We start from the raw sequence: 17,197 nt of genomic DNA, 5'->3' as shown, positions 1-17,197 counted from the left end.
CAAGTAGCCCCGCCCGGCGCATCGCCGACAGCGGGGCTTTGCTGTTCCTCGGCACACTCGGCAGCGCGCTCCCGCTCCCACAGGGAGCGCTCCTCTCCTCGAGGAGCGCGCTCCAGTCCGCGCACTCTCCGCGCCAAGCACCGCGAGAGCGTCTAGGGGCCGATTTCGGCCTCCGAGCGGCATCTCAGGTTTCCGCAGGTCAGGCAGCTGCGGCAAGGGGTTGGCAAGGGTGCGTCAAGGGTCCCGCTCCTCACCGGGAGCGAGATCTGTCGACGTATCTGAGGGCGCTCCTGACCGGTGAGGAGCGCTCCTGCGACCGGCGAAGTATCGCTCCTCGGGCGAGAGGACATCGGCCCAGCACGCACCACCCGTTGATGTGATCCACTTCACTCCTTACTCCCCGGTGTTCCTGTCACCTTCCGGGGCGCCGGTGGACCTGCACGGGATATGGGCAACAGAACTCCCGGAGCCGGTCGGCTCCGCCTCGTCCACCCGTCCTCTCCTCCCGAACCGCCGGATGGTGACGCCGCCGCCGGTACCGGGGGCGATACCGCCCGCGCTACCGCTGCCGGTACCGGTCGCGGTGCCGCCCGCGTTTCCCGCGAACACTCTGTTTCCGCTGGTCAACCCGCGCGTGGCAAGGGTGGCGACAGCGCTGACTACCTTCTCGATCCTGTGATCAGGTCGATCAGTCTCGCGGGGGCGGGGATGTTGGAGGCGCTGTATGTGTGCCGTCTGGCTACCGCCGAGCATCTGCGGCTGCTGGTCACCCCCACCACCGCGTCCAGCCGCTACGTCCGCGCCGAGCTCGGCAAGCTAGCGCGCGCCGGGCTTGTGAACGCGGTCCAGCTACGCGGCCGCACCCGAACCAAGGTGTGGTTCCTGACCCGCGCCGGAGCAGCAGCGGCCGAGGCGAGCCCGGCCATCACCGCGAGGCCTCACCGGATGTCGGCCGCATTGGCGGCCGGTCCGCTGCAGTTTCACGCCCTGGCGGTCGCCGACGTTCTGATGACCCTGCACGCCTATCGGCATGCCTCGGTGCTGGACTGCCAGGTGGAGGTCTCCCACGGCCAGGGCAACGCCCAGGACCCGACCGGATCGTCCAGCCGATCGATGGTCATCACCGACGCGGTCATCCGTCCCCAGCCCAGCGCGGTCGAGGGCGGGGTGCCACCGGTGCTGTTCGTCGAGCTGGACCGGGCGACCACCAGCTCGCACCGGCTGGCCGACAAGCTGCACGCCTACGACCGATACCGGCAGCACCGCCACGCGGCATCCCGCGCCAGCAGCCCGTCCAGCTGGCAGACCCGGTACCCCTCCAGCGAATACACCTTCCCCCCGGTGCTGGTGGTCATCACCGGCCCGCCCGAGCGCGCTGGCCGCCGGATGGACCTGGTGTGGAACCAGCTGAAGCAGGCCCGGCGCGGCCTGCTCTCCGGCCTGGACAGCGGAGAGGTCGCGGTGGCCGGGGTGTCGCACGCGGTCCTGCTGAGTCACCTCGCCCGCCCCGGTGGCCTGACCGCGCCGATCTGGACCCCGCTGAACCCGCACGCCCCGGCCACCCCGGTCACCCTGCCCAACCTGCACGCAGCGGCCCGGCCGCCCAAGCGCACCTGACCGAGCGCACCTGACCGTCATCACTCACCCCGCACGCGCGAGAAGCCCCCAGGTGCGGGGGGCTTCTCGCGGCACACCCGGCACGAAGGGTCGCTTATGAGCACACGTGATCACGACGGTGACGACCGTCCCCGAGACCAGAACGACGACCCCAGCGACCCCGGCTCCACCGACCACCAGGACCCGTCGGCCGAGGCCAAGGTGCGGCGGCCGACCAAGCACGACCGGGCCCTGACCCTGCTGACCGAGCACCTGCAGCTGCGGCGCAGCGAGTACGGCTGGCCGTATGCCCGGGGTGGGGACCGGTTGTTCCGGTTCGACCGCGCGGGCCGCAACGAGCTGTACGCCGAGGCCCGGCACCTGTGGCGCAAGGCCAACGAGGACACGCCGCCCGACGAGCGCACGCTCCGGCAGGTCGTGGCCGACCTGCAGCGCACTGCGCAGGACGCCGCCGTCGACGACGCTGCCGCGACCGAGTGGCTGGGCGAACACGGTGTGGAGGCTCCCCCGGACGAGTCCGACCACGAGGGCGGCCTGGCTGCCCTGCTGGAACTGCCCGGCGCCCCAGTCGACGGCGACTACGTCATCCCCGATCCCTACACCGTCGCTCCGGATGCGATCTGGCGGTGGCGGATCGACGGTCCGCCCGAACGCGTCGCTTGGGGCCCGGTCCTGGCCACCAAGGTCTTCACCGACCCCGACGGCGAGGAACTGGTCGAGCTGGCCTGGTGGCACCGCCACCGCTGGCGGATCGCCACCGTCCCCCGCGCCATCGCCAAGAGCGGCCGGATGCTCGTCCGCGAGCTCGGCAACCGCGGGCTCCCGATCACCGAGGCCGACGCCAAGTCGGCCGAACGGTTCCTGGCGGCCGTCGAGACCGCCAACACCGACACCATCCAGGAGGTCACCATCGCACGCGCGCTCGGCTGGCAGGCCGACGGCACCTTCGTCGCCGCAAGCGGCCATCCCTACGAGGTCCACGGCATCGAACACCAGCTGCAGCGGGCCCTGGAGGCCCACCGCGAGCATGGCTCGCTGACCGGCTGGCAGACCGCCGTCAAGGCGGCACAGCGCTACCCGTCGGTCGCCGCGGCCATCTACGCCGGGCTCGCCGCCCCGCTGCTGGAGGTCCTCGGGATCAGCTCCTTCACCCTCAACCTCGCCGGGACCTCCACCGGCGGCAAGACCACCGCCGCCCAAGGCGGCCTGTCCTGCTGGGCCGACCCGGACGAGGCCGGTGGCGCCATCACCAGCTGGTCGGCGACCAAGACCGCCCACCAGGCCCGCCTGGCCCTCGCGGGCAACGGCACCCCGCTGCTGTTCGACGACACCCAGACCGCTGGGAAGCCCGAGATCGTCAGCGACATGCTGTACCAGGTCACCCAGAACCAGGGGAAAGGCCGCATGGGTGAGTGGCGCTCCTACCGGTGGCGCACCATCCTGCTGTCCACCGGCGAACGCTCCGCCCTGTCGTTCGCCACCCACCAGGGCATCTCCGCCCGCGTCCTGGACCTGGCCGGATCCCCGTTCGGACACAGCGAGCGTTCCGGGCCCGACGCCCAGGCCTTCCGCGAGGGCGTCACCGCCAACTACGGCCTGGCCGGCCCCGCGTTCGTCGAGCGGCTCCGCAGCTACCTGGGCACCCACGGCCCCGACAAGCTCCTGGCTCGGCACGCCGAACTCACCGAACTGCACCGCCAGGACGCCACCAGCATCGCTCGCCGCCGCGCCCCGCTCGTCGCCGTGATCCGGCTGGCCGCCGAACTCGCCCACTACTTCGAGATCGTGCCGTTCCCGTCCCTCCCCGACACCACCTGGCGGACCTTGTTCGTCGCCGACGACCCCCGCGACAACCGTGCCCAGCTCGCCCTGGAGGTCATCAAGGAGTACATCGCCAGCTTCAGCGACCGGCTCTACGAGTCCGGGCGAACCGCGCCCCCTGGGGGATGGATCGGCACCCGGACCGAGATCGGAGACGACAAGAACGCCATCGCGCTCCTCCCCCAGCGGGTCCGCGAAGCGCTCAGCAATGCCGGATACGAACTCGACGCCGTCCTGCAGGGCTGGCGCGAGGCCAAGGCCCTGCACGAGCACCCGCCCGGGTCCAAGCAGCGGCCCGTCTACCAGATCGCCCGCCGCATCGGCGGGTCCAAGCCCCGTTGCTTCGCCTTCCGCGGCGAGCTGTTCAGCGACGACGAGTAGACATCCCTCCCCGTTCGCCCTGTGAGGCCCGGCCGAGGCGCGTACCCCGCGTACCCACACCTACAAGAACTCATATTTACCCAGGTCATACCTGGAATGAGGTGGGTACGCGGGCCGGGTACGCACCGGGTACGCACCGCGCCCCACCCCGGATCTGGGTACGCACCCCGGCCGAGCCCGGGTACGCACCGCGCGTACCCACCATCTCCGCAGCTCAGGACATGTTTTTGGGGTGGGTACGCGCCGCCCGGATACACACCCCCCTCTAGCACGGAAAAGAGTGGGGGATGTCTCGGGTCCTTCACCCGGGCGGCCCGCGCTTCCCAGATTTCTCCGGCGGGGCTGTCACCTTCACCGGCCCGCGCCCACCTGCTGTCTGTGACCCCACCCAACCGTCCAGAAGGAACGGAGTCTTGATGGCCGTCACCAACCCGACCAGCTTCCGGCCCGTCCGGCTCGCCCTGGACCTGGCCGCGATCGGCTGGCACGTGTTCCCCCTGTCTCCCGGCAACAAGCGCCCCCTGGCCAACTGCCTGGACTGCCAGGACAACCCGCACTGCGCGGATGACGACTACGCCGCCTGCCTCTGCCTGCCCGACGGGCAGTGGTGCCACGGCGTCCGAGCCGCCACCACCGACCCCGACCGCATCACCACCTGGTGGCGACGCGCACCCAATGCCGTCCCCGCCGTCGCCGCCGGACCGTCCGGCCTCGTCCTGATCGACCTCGACACCCACTCCGACCAACCACCCGGCAACCCCGCCCACGACCTGCTGCCCGGCATCCCCCTCGTCGACAACCAGGTGCCCGGCGGCTTCGACAGCGTCCGGAACGGCATCGACGCCATGCACCTGCTGGCCCGCATCCGCGGCGGCCCCCGCCCCTGGCCAAGCGGCCCCGACCACCAACCCGTCAGCGTCCACACCCCGTCCGGCGGACGCCACCTCTGGTACCGCGCCCCGGACGGCCACCTCCACCAGGCCCTGTCCGCCCTCGGCTGGCAGATCGACATCAAAGCCGGATGGTCCTACGGCATCGCCCCCGGCGCCACCACCAACTCCGGCACCTACACCATCCACGGCGGAACCCCAGGCGCCCCCGGCCATATGCCCGACTGGCTCCTCGATGAAGTCCACCGCGTCGCAGGCCCCAAGCCCGCACCAGCACCACCCGCCGTCATCCCCGCGGCCCCCGGCCAGGGCAACGCCGCCGGCTACGTCCGAACCGTCCTCGACCGCGGGACCGCCGAACTCGCGTCCCTCACCGACGGACGCAAAGCCGCCCTCTCCGCCCTGGCCTACAAAGTCGGCGGCCTCCTGACCTGGGCCGGACTCACCCCCACCGACGTCGAAGACCACCTCATCCACGCGGGCCTGGCCAGCGGACTCCCCGACCGCCAAGCCCGCCGCATCGTCCACCGCGCCCTCACCAACGGCCTCACGCGCCCGCTCCCCGCCCCGCGCGACCGCCGCACCGCCTGAACCGCCTGAACACCTGACCGAACAACCAGCAGACCGTGGACGGCCCCGGCGAGACGCCGGCAAGCAGACCCCGCCGGGGCCGCCACCTCCCCAAAGGAAGGCGCTCACAGCATGTCGAAGATGCCAATGAAGGAAGCCCCGAATCAGGAGAAGGCCCTGTACACCGTTGAAGAAACCTGCAAGATCCTTTCCTTCGGGAAGACGGTCATCTACGAGGAGATCCGCTCCGGTCGTCTTCGGTCGGTGGGACGGCACAAGCGTCGCCGGATCCCCGCGTCGGCGATCGCCGAGTACGTCGAGCTCCTCGAGGCAGAGTCCGCCTGATGGCCACCGAGAGCCCGGGTCAGCCCGAAGAAGAGAAGAAGCGCCGCCGTCCCCGCGGGGACGGCGGGCTCTGGTGGAACGAGCGTCGCCAGCGCTGGATTGCCGAGGTCACGACCGGCTACACCCCGTCCGGCAAGCGCAAGGTCACTACGGCGAGCGACAGGAGCAAGAGCAAGGCGCTCAAGAAGCTGCAGCAGAAGCTTCGCGACCGAGACGACGGCCTGCCCAGTGAGGACGGCCGGTACACCGTCGCCCAGACGGTCAAGGACTGGCTGGATCACGGCCTGGCCAACCGTTCCCCGGAAACGCGGGTCAAGTGCTCGGGCCTGGCGGAGAACCACATCATCCCGTTCCTCGGGGCACGAAAGCTCGCCGAACTGACCGCCGACGAGGTGGACGATTGGCTGGCTGATCGAGCTCGACGTCTCAGCACCGACAGCCTGCGCCAGGTCCGGTCCATCCTTCTGCGATCAATCACGCGAGCACAGAAGCGCGACAAGGTGAAGCGGAACGTCGTGCAGCTCTGCGACGTCCCCCCAGGCCTCGACGGTCGACCGTCGAAGTCGCTGACGATCAAGCAGGCGTCAGCCCTGATCGAGGCAGCGGAAGGCACCGCGATGTACTGCTACATCGTGCTCTCACTGTTGACTGGGATCCGCACCGAAGAGCTGCGCGCGCTGACCTGGGCATACGTGGTGACCTACGTTCCGAGCCGTCGCGAATGGGTCTCCGTCGCCGAGGCCGGCTGGGATCAGGAACAGTTCGCTATCTACGTCTGGCGGTCGGTGCGCGCCGGTGGCAAGACGAAGACCAAGAAGTCGCGCCGCTCCCTCGCGCTTCCCCGCCGGTGCGTCGATGCCCTTCGGTACCACCAGGCACTGCAGAGGGACCAGCAGAAGGAAGCGGGTGCCAAATGGCAGGAGCACGGGCTGGTCATCGCCTCGCGCGTGGGGACACGCAGGAACGCGAACAACATCATCCGTTCCTTCCGTGCAGTGCTCGCCCGGGTCCCGGAGCTGACAGCCGAGGATTGGACTCCGCGGGAGCTGCGTCATAGCTTCGTGTCGATCTTGTCCGCAGCGGGGGTGTCGATCGAAGAGATCTCACGGCTGGCGGGTCACAAGAGCACGGAGATCACCGAAACGGTGTACTGGCACCAGCTCCGCCCGACTCTCCTGGCTGGAGCCGAGGCCATGGACAGCGTCTTCCCCGTGATCGACGAGGGAGCCTAGTCCCGCAGTTGGTCCGACAAAGACACAAAGAGGCCCCTTCCGATGATCGGAAGGGGCCTCTGAGCTGGAGCCGCCTATCGGAATCGAACCGATGACCTATTCATTACGAGTGAATCGCTCTGCCGACTGAGCTAAGGCGGCGTGCCGTAGAGGAGTCTAGCGCCTTCCCGGGGGTGTGTGGGAATCAGCGGCAGACGGTGCCCTTCTTGGGCGGGGTTCCGGTGACCAGGTAGTCGTCCGTCGCGTTGGTGATGCACTGGTTGCCCTGGAGGTAGGCGGTGTGGCCGTCGCCGTCCAGGGTGAGGAGGGTGCCGGAGGAGAGCTGGGTGGCGAGGCCCTGGGCCCACTTGTAGGGGGTGGCGGGGTCGCGGAGGGTGCCGATGACCAGGATCGGCGGGGCGCCCTTGGCGGTGACGGCCTGGGGCCGCTGCTTGGTCTGGACGGGCCAGTAGACGCAGGGGAGGCCGCCCCAGACGACGAAGGGGCCGAAGCGGGGGGCGATCCGAGCGGCCTGGTCGGCGGCCTTCTTGAAGGTCGCGACGTCCGGCGGGTTGGGCTTGTCGAGGCAGTTGACGGCCATGTTGGCGTCGGTCTGGTTGCTGTAGGTGCCGTCCGGTTTGCGTTCGACCATCTGGTCGGCGAGCGTGAGGAGGAGGGTGCCGTCGCCGCGGGTGAGGGCGGCGGAGAGGGCCTGGCGGAGGAAGGGCCAGGTCTCCTTGGCGTAGAGGGCGGTCGCGACGCCCATGGTCGCCCAGGACTCGGTGACCTGGCGGGAGTCGCGGGTGTTGCGGAGCGGGGTCTTGTCGGTCTGGCGGAGCAGGTCGCCGACCTTCGCGACGGCGGCGTCCTGCGTGGCGCCGAGGGGGCAGCCGCCCTGCCGGACGCAGTCGGCGGCGAAGGCGCTGAGCGCGGTCTCGAAGCCCTTGGCCTGCTCGACCAGCATGTCCGTGGACGAGGTGCGCGGGTCGATCGCGCCGTCCAGGACGAAGGCGCGGATCTTGGTGGGGAACTGGGCCGCGTAGTCGGCGCCGAGGTAGGTGCCGTAGGACGCGCCGTAGTAGGAGATCTTCTGGTCGCCGAGGGCGGCGCGGATGACGTCCATGTCGTGGGCGGCGTCGACGGTGCCGACGTGGGGCAGTTCGGTGCCGGCCTTGGTGCGGCAGGCGTCCGCGAACTGCTTGCTCTCGGACGCGAAGGCGTTGACCTCCTGCGCGTCGTCGGGGGACGCGTCGGCGGCGAAGAAGCGGTCGAGCTGCGGGGCCGTCATGCAGCGGACGGGCGCGCTCTGGCCGACGCCGCGGGGGTCGAAGCCGACGATGTCGAAGCGCTGCCGCAGCTTGTCGCCGAAGCTGCGGCCGGCCTGCTTGACGAAGTCCACCCCCGATCCGCCGGGACCGCCCGGGTTCGTCAGGAGGGATCCGATCCGGTGGGCCTTGTCCTCGGCGGGCAGTCTGATCAGGGCGAGCTTGATCTCCTTTTGGGACGGCTTGGCATAGTCGAGAGGCACGCGGACGCTCGTGCACTCCATGCCGCCGCCGCAGGACGTCCAGCCCGGCTTCTGGTTGTAAAAGGCCTCCAGGCCGGGCGGGGCCTCCCGCTGGGACGCCGAGGCGCCGCCACCGCCGCCACCGCTGTCGCATCCGGTGGCGACCGTCAGCGTCAGCGCGGCGATCGCGCTCGTCCACCTCACTGCCCGCACGTGATCTCCCCGTGGTCGCGGTTCGTACACCGCCGCCCACGCTACGGGTACGGGCACCGATGGGGCCAGCGACGTCCCGGCGAAATAGCCAGGGGCGCCACGCTGTTGCGCCGAACATGAGTGCAGAAGGCACGCAACGGACGCGAGTACGCATCGAACAGAGCAGCCGGCGGGTCCGGGCGTTCCTGGACGGGCACGTGGTGGCGGACACCGTCCGCCCGGTGCTGGTCTGGGAGGGCACCCACTATCTGGCCTACTACGTCCCGGTGGAGGACGTCCGGGCCGAACTCGTCGAGAACGGGCCGGGCCGGCGGTCGCCGAGCCGGGGCGACGCCACGTCCTACACCGTGAAGGTCGGCGACACCGAGGCCAAGGACGCGGCGCTCCGCTACCCGGACTCGCCCGTCGAGGAGCTGCGCGGCCTCGTCCGGCTGGACTGGGACGCCATGGACGCGTGGTTCGAGGAGGACCAGGAGATCTTCGTCCATCCGCGCAGCCCGCACCACCGTGTGGACGTCCTGCCGAGCTCCCGGCGGGTCCGCGTGGAGGTGGACGGGGTGACCGTGGCCGAGTCCGGCAGTCCGCGGATGCTGTTCGAGACGGGGCTTCCGGTCCGGTACTACCTGCCGAAGACGCATGTCCGGATGGACCTGCTCGAGCACACCGACACCGCGACCGGCTGCCCGTACAAGGGGACGGCCGAGTACTGGTCGGTGCGCGTCGGCGACACCGTCCACAAGGACTTCGCCTGGTCGTACCCGACGCCGCTGCCCGAGAGCCGCGACATCGCCGGGTTCGTCAGCTTCTACAACGAGAAGGTGGACGTCTACGTGGACGGCGTCCTCCAGGAACGCCCATAGGGCGCGCGGGTCAGGAGCAGCGGGCGGACGCCGTCGAGATCTCCCTATTCGTCTGACTCGGCGGCGTCGTCGCCGCCGCTGGACACCCCTGGGTGCGGCGCCGGGGTTGGAAGTTCGGCGGGGCTGGGGGTCGGGCTCGCCGCGGGCTCAGGCGTGTTCTCGTGATGTTCTGAGTCGTCGGCGGTGGTGCCGTAGGCCTCGTCGTGTTGACGGCGCGGGGAGCAGACCGAGGCGGACGAGCAGGAGCAGCGGCCGCCGCTCGTCAGCCGGACGGTGACCGTGTCGGACGGAACGTTCCGTCCGACGACCTGCCCGCCGCCCTCCGGCGTCTCGACGCGCGAACCGAGCCGGGGCATGCGCTCGTGCGCCTGCACGTAGAGCGGGTGCTCGTATTTCAGGCAGCACATCAGCCGTCCACAGGCTCCGGCTATGCGGAGCGGGTTGACGGGAAGGTCCTGCTCCTTCGCCATACGGACGGAGACCGGTTCGAAGTCCTTGAGGAAGGTCGCGCAGCACAGGTCGCGTCCGCAGGGGCCGATCCCGCCCTGGAGGCGCGCCTCGTCGCGGGGCCCGACCTGGCGCAGCTCCACGCGCGCGCGGATGTTGCGGGCCAGATCGCGGACCAGCGCCCGGAAGTCCACCCGGTGCGGCGCGGAGAAGTAGATCTTGAAGACGTTCTCGGTGTCGAGGAAGTCCACCCCGATCACCTTCATCGGGAGCTCGTGCTTGCGGATCAGCCGTTTGGCGATCGCGCGCCCCTCCGCCCTGCGGCGGCGGTTCTCGTCGTCCCGGGTCAGGTGCTCCTCGCCCGCGATCCCGGCGCAGACCGGCAGGCCGCCGATCTCCTCCGACACCCACTGCGGCGCCCACACGCACTCGGCCACCTCGGGCCCGGAGTCGGTGGGGACGAGCACCCTGTCCCCCACCTTGGGCTCGTGCGGCCCTGGATCGAGGTAGTAGAGCCGTCCGTATCTGGTGAAGCTGACGGCCATCACCATGCCCACGGTTTCGCTCCGTTCGCCCGGTTCCGTGATCCACACCCTATGTCGTCCGGACCCCGGACGGTGTGAGGGGAATCACCCGGCTCGCGGGGTCACCAGGCGACGTCGGAGAGATCGTCCGCGGGGACGGGGGTGCGCTCGTCGGGGCCGTACAGGCTGCCGTCGTCCCCGGAGAGGAGGAGGTGGCCGCCGGAGCTGTCGGCGTCCAGGCGGCGGACCCCGCCCTTGCCCGCATGCTCCCAGAGGACGCGTCCGGGGCGTCCGGTGGCGGTGGAGTACTGCTGGAGGGCCACCCTGGAGGACGACTCGACGCCCGCCACGACCGTCCGGCCGTCCGGGCTGAGGACGACGGCCTGCGTCCCGGCGGGCAGCCGCAGCACCGTCTTGCTGAGCTTCAGGCCACCGGCCGTGGTGAGGGTCCTGACCTGCGGCGCGGCGGCGGGGACCTGGGCGCCGGCGGCGCCGCGGGCGGCCTTGCGCGGCTGCGGGATCCACAGGAAGGACAGATTGTGGCCGGTCCATGCCAGGCTGCTGATCCGGGCCGCGGACTTGGCCTTCCACGTCGTGCGCGTCCCGGACTTGATGGAGACGACGTCCACGGTGCCCACGCTCCCGGCCCGGTACGTCACGTAGGCGATGTTCGCGCCGTCCGGTGTGACCGCCATGTCCGAGGACGCGGTGGACACGCCCGGCACCACCGCGCGCGGGATGTCGACGAGCGCCGAGGGACGGCCGTCCTTCCCGAGGTCGAGCCGGTGGAACGTGACCTTGCGAAGCGCGTAGGACGCGACGACATAGGAGTTCCCGGGGCCCGCCGCGATGCGCTGGAAACGGCGTCCGGCCGGGGCCGCCACGGAGAGGCCGACGTCACGCCCGGTCTTCACGTCCCGGACGACCAGCGCGTCCCCGCCCCTCCGCACGCCGACGACGAAGCGCGGCTTGCCCGTGCTCCTCGCCGTCGCCGCCGTCGCGTTCGCCGTGGCCTTCTTCTTGTGCGACCACGGATGCCGATGGACGGTGTCGACGCCCGCCCCGATCACGAGCGCGCCGACCACGGCCACTCCGACCGGGACCGCGTTCCGCCAGGCCGCACCCAGCCGCGTGTCCGATTTCCCGCCAGCCATGCGTACTCCGCCCGCCGCCTTCCGCGGCCTTCGTCGACGACTCTGCTCTCCCCCGACAAGGGGCCATGATTACGGATTTGACGGATTCGCGCGACACTGAAGGCTTCCTGAACACTCCATCTCACCCACGGGCCTAGCTCGCGCTAGTCACCCTCAGTGATCATTCGCTCCACCTCGCCCACAGCCAGTCAGATCCGGCCGCCCGACCGCCGAACGACGGCCCCGACGGGCACCAGGACGCCATCTCCCCGCACCCCATCCGAGACGAATCCGAGACCTCCGCACGGCCCCGCCAGGCTTGAACCGAAACCTCTGCGGGGCCTGTCCGAAACGGATCCGAGGCATCCACGCGCCCCCGCGAGATCCTCGTCCGGGCGGACGTGGGCTTCGTCTGGCGGCCGTCCCGGATGCGAGAGCTCCGCCCGCGGCGGGCCGTGCGGGGTCCGGCGCCCGTCCGGACGGATCAGCGGACGGTGAGGGCGGCGCGGTACAACCTCCACGCATGGCTCGCCCCGAGGTCCCGGAGATTCGTCACACGCTGCCCGAGCAGCGCCTCCAGGTGCCCGCGTTCTCCGGCCGGCCGCCGGTCATCGCCTGGTCAGCGGTCCTTCAGGGCGGCGCGGACCTCGTCGAGCAGCCCGGGAACGGCGGCCTCGACCAGCTCCAGGACGTGGTCGAAGTCGGCGCGTCCGCCGTAGTACGGGTCCGGGACGTCCAGGTCGGCTCCGGCGGACGGGTCGAACTCGCGCAGCAACCGGACCCGCGCGGCGGCCTCGCCGTCCGGGGCCATGCCGCGAAGGTCCGAGAGATGCCCCTCGTCCAGCGCGATGATCAGGTCGTACCGGCCGAACCAGCCCGGCTCGAACTGCCGCGCGACGTGGGCGGACGGGTATCCGGCCCGGCGCAGCGCGGCGAACGTCCGGGAGTCGGCGCGGTCGCCCGCGTGCCAGCCGCCCGTCCCGGAACTGTCGACCTCGACGTCCAGGCCCTCCTCGTCCACATGCCGCCGGAAGACCGCCTCGGCCATCGGAGAGCGGCAGATGTTCCCGGTGCACACGAACGTCACGCGATAGGACATCCCCCCATCCTGCCCGCCCCCACCCCCACCCGCGCCGCACCGGACGTCCGGGGGGGTGGGCGTGTGGGGTGTCAGGGGCGTCCGCTGTGGGGGAAATTTCCGCGCGGCGCGGAGGGCGGCCCGTCTACGCTGCGAAGATCACTTCAGGCCACGGAGGTCACCGGTTTCATGGAATTCCTCTGCTACCACCGCGACCGGGTCGGCTCGCTGCCGCTGCGTGACGCGATCAACGAGGAGCACTGGTCCTACATGGACCGGTTCGCCAAGGAGTTGATCGCGCGCGGCCCGGTCTTCGACTCCGCGATCGAGGACTCGCTCTTCGGCAGCGTCCACATCGTGGACCTCCCCGACCCCGCCGCCGCGCGCGCGTTCGCCTTCGATGAGCCCAACTACCAGGCCGGCGCCTACCGTGACGTGCTGCTCCGCCGCTGGCACAACAGCCTGGGACGCACGATGTGGGAGTTCCCCGGCGACCGCTCCACCGGCGAGTACTTCTTCGTCCTCGGTCTCGGCGAGGGTGAGCCCGCCGACACCGACCTCCCGGCCGACCAGGACGACCTGGTCGCCTTCGGGCCCCTCTACTCCGACGACGGCACCACCTGGGTCGGCACCGCGGCCCTCGTCCGCGCCACCGGCAAGGCCGCCGCGCGCGCCGTCCTCACCGCGGACCGCTACGCCGAGATCGAGGTCAACTCCTGGACGTTCGGCGGCCGCCGCTAGGGAGTGCCTGACCGCCGCGCAGTAGGGCAGGTGGCTTCGAGACACACCCTAGTTCGCGGTGCGAAGGGCGAGGGTGAGGGCCTCGACCGCCAGCAGGGGGTTGACGTTGGCGCCCAGGCTCTCGCGGCACGCCATGATCGCGTCGAGGCGGCGGAGGGTGGCCTCCGGGGTGCCGTTCCTCGCGGTGGAGCGGAGCTCCGGGTCGAGCTCGGTGTTGACGAGCTCGGAGGACGCGCCCATCTGGAGGGTCAGGACGTCGCGGTAGTAGGACGCCAGGTCGAGGAGCGCGCGGTCCAGGGAGTCGCGCTTGAGGCGGGTGGCGCGGGACTTCTGCTTGTCCTCCAGGTCCTTCAGGGCTCCGGCGGTGCCGCGGGGCATGCGCCCCTTGGCGCTCTCGCCCAGGGCCTGCCGGAGCGTGGCGGTCTCGGACTCGTTGAGCTCCTCGGTGGTCGCCTTCGCCTCGGCCTCGGCCGCCTTGACCAGGGACTCCGCGGCCATCACCGCGGGGCCCACGCCGGTCAGGCGGCGCGGGATCGCCAGGACGTCCGCGCGGCGCCTGCGGGCGTCGGCGTCGGTCGCGAGCCGCCGGGCCCGGCTGATGTGGCCCTGCGCGGCGCGCGCGGCGATCTCGGCCGTCGTGCGGTCGACGCCGTCCCGCAGCACCAGGACGTCGGTCACGGCGGAGACCGGGGGGGTGCGGAGGGTGACCACACGGCAGCGTGACCGGATGGTCATGAGCATGTCCTCCGGGGACGGCGTGCACAGCAGCCACACCGTCCGCGGCGGGGGCTCCTCGATCGCCTTCAGCAGCGCGTTGGCGGCGGCCTCGGTGGCACGGTCGGCGTCCTCGAACAGGACGACCTGCCAGCGCCCCACGCTCGGCGACGACGAGGCCCGCAGCACCAGCTCGCGGGTCTCCTTCACCCCGAAGGAGAGCCCGGACGGGCGGATGATCTCGACGTCCGCGTGGGTGCCCTGAAGCACCTGGTGACAGGACGCGCAGTGCCCGCACCCGCGCGGCGTCTCGGCGCACTGCAGCGCCGCCGCGAACGCCCGCGCGGCGGTGGACCGCCCCGAGCCGGGCGGGCCCGTGAACAGCCACGCGTGCGCCATCTTGCCGCCGCCCGGCGACCGTCCCGCACCGGGCGCGGCCTCCCCGGACGCCGTCACGGCCGACCGCAGCTGCGCGATCACCGGATCCTGCCCCACCAGGTCGTCCCACACGCTCATGCACAGAAGGCTACGGCCTCACCTCCCCTCACGGCGCCGTCCCGCTCCATGCCCCTCGACACCACCCTGCCCGCGGACGCGGCCCCCCGCGACGTTACCCACAGGCTGTGGATAACTCTCGGGAGATATGGGTGAGCAGACAGGCGGGCCGTGGGCAGGGGAAAGGGCCCCTGGGGCGCCAGGAGGGTGGGACGAGGCGGGAGGGGCCTAGTCGGTGATGGCGGGGAAGGTGCTGGTGGCGTCCTCGGTGGAGGCCGGGACGGGGTCGGGGAGGATGTCGCGGATGCGGTCCCGGACCTCGCGGCGGATCTCGGCCTCGGGACGGCTCGCGTCGAGGACGAGGTAGCGGTCCGGCTCGGCCTCGGCGAGGGCGCGGAAGCCGGAGAGGACGCGCTCGTGGAACTCGCGGGGCTCGGACTCGATGCGGTCGGCCGGGCTGGAGAGGCGGTTCAGGCCCTTCTCCGGGGGGAGTTCGAGCAGGACGGTCAGGTCCGGAACGAGGCCGCCGGTGCCCCAGGCGTTCACGGCGGCGATCTCCTCGACCGGCTGCTGGCGGCCGAACCCCTGGTAGGCGAGGGTCGAGTCGACGAACCGGTCGCTGACGACGATCGCGCCGCGCTCAAGGGCGGGCTGGATGACGTTGGCGACGTGGTCGGCGCGGTCGGCGGCGTAGAGGAGGGTCTCGGCGCGGGACGACAGGCCGGTGGTCTCGCGGTCCAGGAGGAGGGCGCGCAGGCGCATGCCGGTCTTGGTGGCGCCGGGCTCACGGGTGGTGACGACCTCGTAGCCGTGTTCGCGCAGCCAGATCGCCGCCAGCCGGGACTGGGTGGTCTTGCCCGCTCCCTCGCCGCCCTCGAAGACGATGAAGACGCCGCGCTCACGGGTGCGGCGCGGGGCCGCGGCCGGGGCGGCGGACGGCGGGACGTACACCTCGCCGCGCAGCGCCGCCGCGAGGTCCGGGACGAGCGGGATCCCCGTCCGCTCGTCCAGCAGGCGGTAGGCGATCAGGCCCGCGACCAGGGCGATCACGGCGGTGATCAGCAGCGCGGCGGACGAGCCGGGGAAGTCCCGGCCGACGTGCCGCCCGCCGATCGCGCCCGCGGCGAGCGGGGCGGCGATCGCCGCGACGACCAGGGTGAGGACGGTCCCGGTGCGGACGCGCAGCGGGTTGTCGGTGACGACGGCCTCGGCGGACGCCCAGGCCATGCCGGCGGCGACGCCGAGGAAGCCCGCGACGAACACGACGACGACGAGGTTCAGCCCGACCGCGATCACGGCCAGGAGCAGCGCTGACGCGATCGAGGAGAGGCCGAGGAGGCGGCGGCGGCTGAACGGGCGCAGCACGCGCGGCCCCGCGACCAGGCCGCAGGCCAGGCCCGCGGCGAGCGTGCAGAGGATCATCCCGTAGCCGGGGTCGCCGCCGTGCAGGGCGCCCGTGTGGACGCGGGCGACGGCGAGCAGCGCGCCCACGGGGAGCGCGGACGCGGCGACCGCGAACCGCAGCCCCCGGATTCCGGACGGCCCGAGCCGCCGGAACAGCGCGACCGGAGCGTCCGGAACGGGTCCGTCCGCGCCGGGGAGCCCGCCGACGACCGACGTCACGATCGCCGACAGGGCGAAGACGACGGCGGCGACGTACAGCGCGAGGTGCACGCGGTCGTCGGAGTTCAGCAGCTTGTCCGCGAGCAGCGAGGTCAGGACGAACACGAGCGCGGCCACCGGCGCGACGCCGAAGACGGCCCGCGCCATGCGCCGCGCCGCGTGATCCGTGGACGCCGTGTCCCCCACGTCCCCCGCGTCCCCGGCGTCCGCCGCCCGAGCCGCGGACGATCCGCCGGTCACGACCGGAAGGTCGACGCGGGTCCGCCCGTCGACGACCTCGTACGCGGCCGTCCGGTCGGCCGCCCCGCCCGCGTAGGGCTGCCCCTCACCAGCGGATCCGCCCGTGTGGGGCTGTGCTCCGCCGGCGGATCCGGACACGAAGGACCGCGTCCGGTCGGTGGCGGCGTCCGTGGCGTCGTCCGTGTGGGGTTGCGTTCCGTTGGGAGGTGCGCCCGCTTCGGTGCGCGTGCCGCGGGGGGCTTGGGGCTTGCGGGGGGCGTCCTCGGTGAGGGGCCAGGCCAGGGCGCGGGCGGACGAGGAGGCGGCGGCCCCCCACAGGACGCCCAGGAAGGAGACCAGGACCGTCGCGACGGACGTCCAGATCAGCGGACGCAGCGACGTGATCAGCAGGTCGGCCATCGGGACCGACAGGACCAGGACGGCCCGGAGCGCGTCCGCGAACAGGAGCGTCGAGCGGCGGTCGAGACGTGCGGCCAGGGCCGCCGCGGCGCCCGGAAGGAGCAGCACCGGCAGCAGCCAGAGCAACAAAACGATCTCAACCGCGTGAGCGCGCCCGGCGAAGGAGGTGTCGGTCGACGCGGCGTACCCCATCGCGGTCAGCGCGGGCAGCGTCAGCCAGTGTCCGAGCCCGGACACGCCGAGGGCCGTCCGGAGGCGCCGGAACGCCACCGGCGGGGCTCCGGCAGCGAAAGCGCTGGTCGGAGGCCCCGCCGGGTGAGCTGACGTGGCGGCCCCCGACCGCGGCGATGATGCGGCGTCCGACGAGCCGGGAACACGCGAACTGGTC

13 protein-coding genes and 1 tRNA gene are annotated in these 17,197 nt (G+C 71.7%); 7 read left to right on the top strand and 7 right to left on the bottom strand.

Annotated elements, in window-relative coordinates:
* Positions 1–447 precede the first annotated feature (447 nt).
* The 5 genes from EBO15_RS10220 (at position 448) to EBO15_RS10200 (ending at position 6,856) form a co-directional block, all read left to right on the top strand.
* On the top strand, positions 448–1,617 hold the full coding sequence (locus EBO15_RS10220; RefSeq protein WP_325051888.1) for a replication-relaxation family protein: 1,170 nt from the start codon (positions 448–450) through the stop codon (positions 1,615–1,617).
* Positions 1,618–1,713: 96 nt separating this feature from the next.
* Positions 1,714–3,819, top strand: a complete 2,106-nt coding sequence (locus EBO15_RS10215; protein WP_122194098.1) for a DUF927 domain-containing protein — start codon at positions 1,714–1,716, stop codon at positions 3,817–3,819.
* Positions 3,820–4,235: 416 nt separating this feature from the next.
* Complete coding sequence (locus EBO15_RS10210) at positions 4,236–5,300, top strand: bifunctional DNA primase/polymerase (RefSeq protein ID WP_158628176.1); 1,065 nt, start codon at positions 4,236–4,238, stop codon at positions 5,298–5,300.
* 120 nt (positions 5,301–5,420) lie between these two features.
* On the top strand, positions 5,421–5,624 hold the full coding sequence (locus EBO15_RS10205) for a helix-turn-helix domain-containing protein (protein ID WP_233616094.1): 204 nt from the start codon (positions 5,421–5,423) through the stop codon (positions 5,622–5,624).
* Entirely contained in the window at positions 5,624–6,856 is a 1,233-nt protein-coding gene (locus EBO15_RS10200) for a site-specific integrase (RefSeq protein ID WP_122194095.1), read from the top strand. The genes EBO15_RS10205 and EBO15_RS10200 overlap by 1 nt, the downstream gene beginning before the upstream one ends.
* 65 nt (positions 6,857–6,921) lie before the next feature.
* Here EBO15_RS10200 and EBO15_RS10195 read toward each other — a convergent pair.
* Together EBO15_RS10195 and EBO15_RS10190 are read right to left on the bottom strand one after the other, a co-directional pair.
* Positions 6,922–6,997, bottom strand: a tRNA-Thr gene (locus EBO15_RS10195).
* 43 nt (positions 6,998–7,040) lie between these two features.
* On the bottom strand, positions 7,041–8,555 hold the full coding sequence (locus EBO15_RS10190) for an alpha/beta hydrolase (protein ID WP_122194094.1): 1,515 nt from the start codon (positions 8,553–8,555) through the stop codon (positions 7,041–7,043).
* A gap of 116 nt (positions 8,556–8,671) precedes the next feature.
* On the opposite strand from EBO15_RS10190, the gene EBO15_RS10185 reads away from it, so the two are divergent.
* Positions 8,672–9,415, top strand: coding sequence for a DUF427 domain-containing protein (locus EBO15_RS10185; protein ID WP_122194093.1), 744 nt, complete (start codon positions 8,672–8,674; stop codon positions 9,413–9,415).
* 44 nt (positions 9,416–9,459) lie between these two features.
* Here EBO15_RS10185 and EBO15_RS10180 read toward each other — a convergent pair whose 3' ends face one another.
* The 3 genes from EBO15_RS10180 to EBO15_RS10170 all read right to left on the bottom strand — a co-directional run bounded on the left by EBO15_RS10180 (position 9,460) and on the right by EBO15_RS10170 (position 12,618).
* Entirely contained in the window at positions 9,460–10,413 is a 954-nt protein-coding gene (locus EBO15_RS10180) for a PSP1 domain-containing protein (RefSeq protein ID WP_122194173.1), read from the bottom strand.
* Between the two features lie 95 nt (positions 10,414–10,508).
* Complete coding sequence (locus tag EBO15_RS10175) at positions 10,509–11,540, bottom strand: hypothetical protein (RefSeq protein ID WP_122194092.1); 1,032 nt, start codon at positions 11,538–11,540, stop codon at positions 10,509–10,511.
* Positions 11,541–12,138: 598 nt separating this feature from the next.
* Positions 12,139–12,618 carry a low molecular weight protein-tyrosine-phosphatase gene (locus tag EBO15_RS10170; protein ID WP_122194091.1) on the bottom strand — a complete coding sequence of 160 codons (480 nt, stop codon included), beginning with the start codon at positions 12,616–12,618 and terminating at the stop codon, positions 12,139–12,141.
* Positions 12,619–12,786: 168 nt separating this feature from the next.
* On the opposite strand from EBO15_RS10170, the gene EBO15_RS10165 reads away from it, so the two are divergent.
* Positions 12,787–13,338 carry a YciI family protein gene (locus tag EBO15_RS10165; RefSeq protein WP_122194090.1) on the top strand — a complete coding sequence of 184 codons (552 nt, stop codon included), beginning with the start codon at positions 12,787–12,789 and terminating at the stop codon, positions 13,336–13,338.
* A gap of 48 nt (positions 13,339–13,386) precedes the next feature.
* On the opposite strand, the gene EBO15_RS10160 is transcribed toward EBO15_RS10165, so the two are convergent.
* Together EBO15_RS10160 and tmk are read right to left on the bottom strand one after the other, a co-directional pair.
* A complete protein-coding gene (locus tag EBO15_RS10160; protein WP_122194089.1) occupies positions 13,387–14,568 on the bottom strand; it encodes a DNA polymerase III subunit delta' in 1,182 nt (393 codons plus the stop codon).
* Positions 14,569–14,775: 207 nt separating this feature from the next.
* Positions 14,776–17,079, bottom strand: a complete 2,304-nt coding sequence (gene tmk, locus EBO15_RS10155) for a dTMP kinase (protein WP_233616093.1) — start codon at positions 17,077–17,079, stop codon at positions 14,776–14,778.
* Between the last annotated feature and the right edge of the window lie 118 nt (positions 17,080–17,197).

The sequence above is a fragment of the Actinomadura harenae genome, assembly GCF_003696215.1.
In the GTDB taxonomy this organism is placed as follows: Bacteria; Actinomycetota; Actinomycetes; order Streptosporangiales; family Streptosporangiaceae; genus Spirillospora; species Spirillospora harenae.
Note: the sequence above shows the minus strand (reverse complement) of the source record. Positions and strands in the feature narration are given on the sequence as shown.

Coding starts and splice junctions, on each gene's coding strand:
- EBO15_RS10220 (WP_325051888.1), top strand. CDS start 448: ATGGGCAACAGAACTCCCGGAGCCGGTCGGCTCCGCCTCGTCCACCCG.
- EBO15_RS10215 (WP_122194098.1), top strand. CDS start 1,714: ATGAGCACACGTGATCACGACGGTGACGACCGTCCCCGAGACCAGAAC.
- EBO15_RS10210 (WP_158628176.1), top strand. CDS start 4,236: ATGGCCGTCACCAACCCGACCAGCTTCCGGCCCGTCCGGCTCGCCCTG.
- EBO15_RS10205 (WP_233616094.1), top strand. CDS start 5,421: ATGCCAATGAAGGAAGCCCCGAATCAGGAGAAGGCCCTGTACACCGTT.
- EBO15_RS10200 (WP_122194095.1), top strand. CDS start 5,624: ATGGCCACCGAGAGCCCGGGTCAGCCCGAAGAAGAGAAGAAGCGCCGC.
- EBO15_RS10185 (WP_122194093.1), top strand. CDS start 8,672: ATGAGTGCAGAAGGCACGCAACGGACGCGAGTACGCATCGAACAGAGC.
- EBO15_RS10180 (WP_122194173.1), bottom strand. CDS start 10,413: ATGGTGATGGCCGTCAGCTTCACCAGATACGGACGGCTCTACTACCTC.
- EBO15_RS10175 (WP_122194092.1), bottom strand. CDS start 11,540: ATGGCTGGCGGGAAATCGGACACGCGGCTGGGTGCGGCCTGGCGGAAC.
- EBO15_RS10170 (WP_122194091.1), bottom strand. CDS start 12,618: ATGTCCTATCGCGTGACGTTCGTGTGCACCGGGAACATCTGCCGCTCT.
- EBO15_RS10165 (WP_122194090.1), top strand. CDS start 12,787: ATGGAATTCCTCTGCTACCACCGCGACCGGGTCGGCTCGCTGCCGCTG.
- EBO15_RS10160 (WP_122194089.1), bottom strand. CDS start 14,568: ATGAGCGTGTGGGACGACCTGGTGGGGCAGGATCCGGTGATCGCGCAG.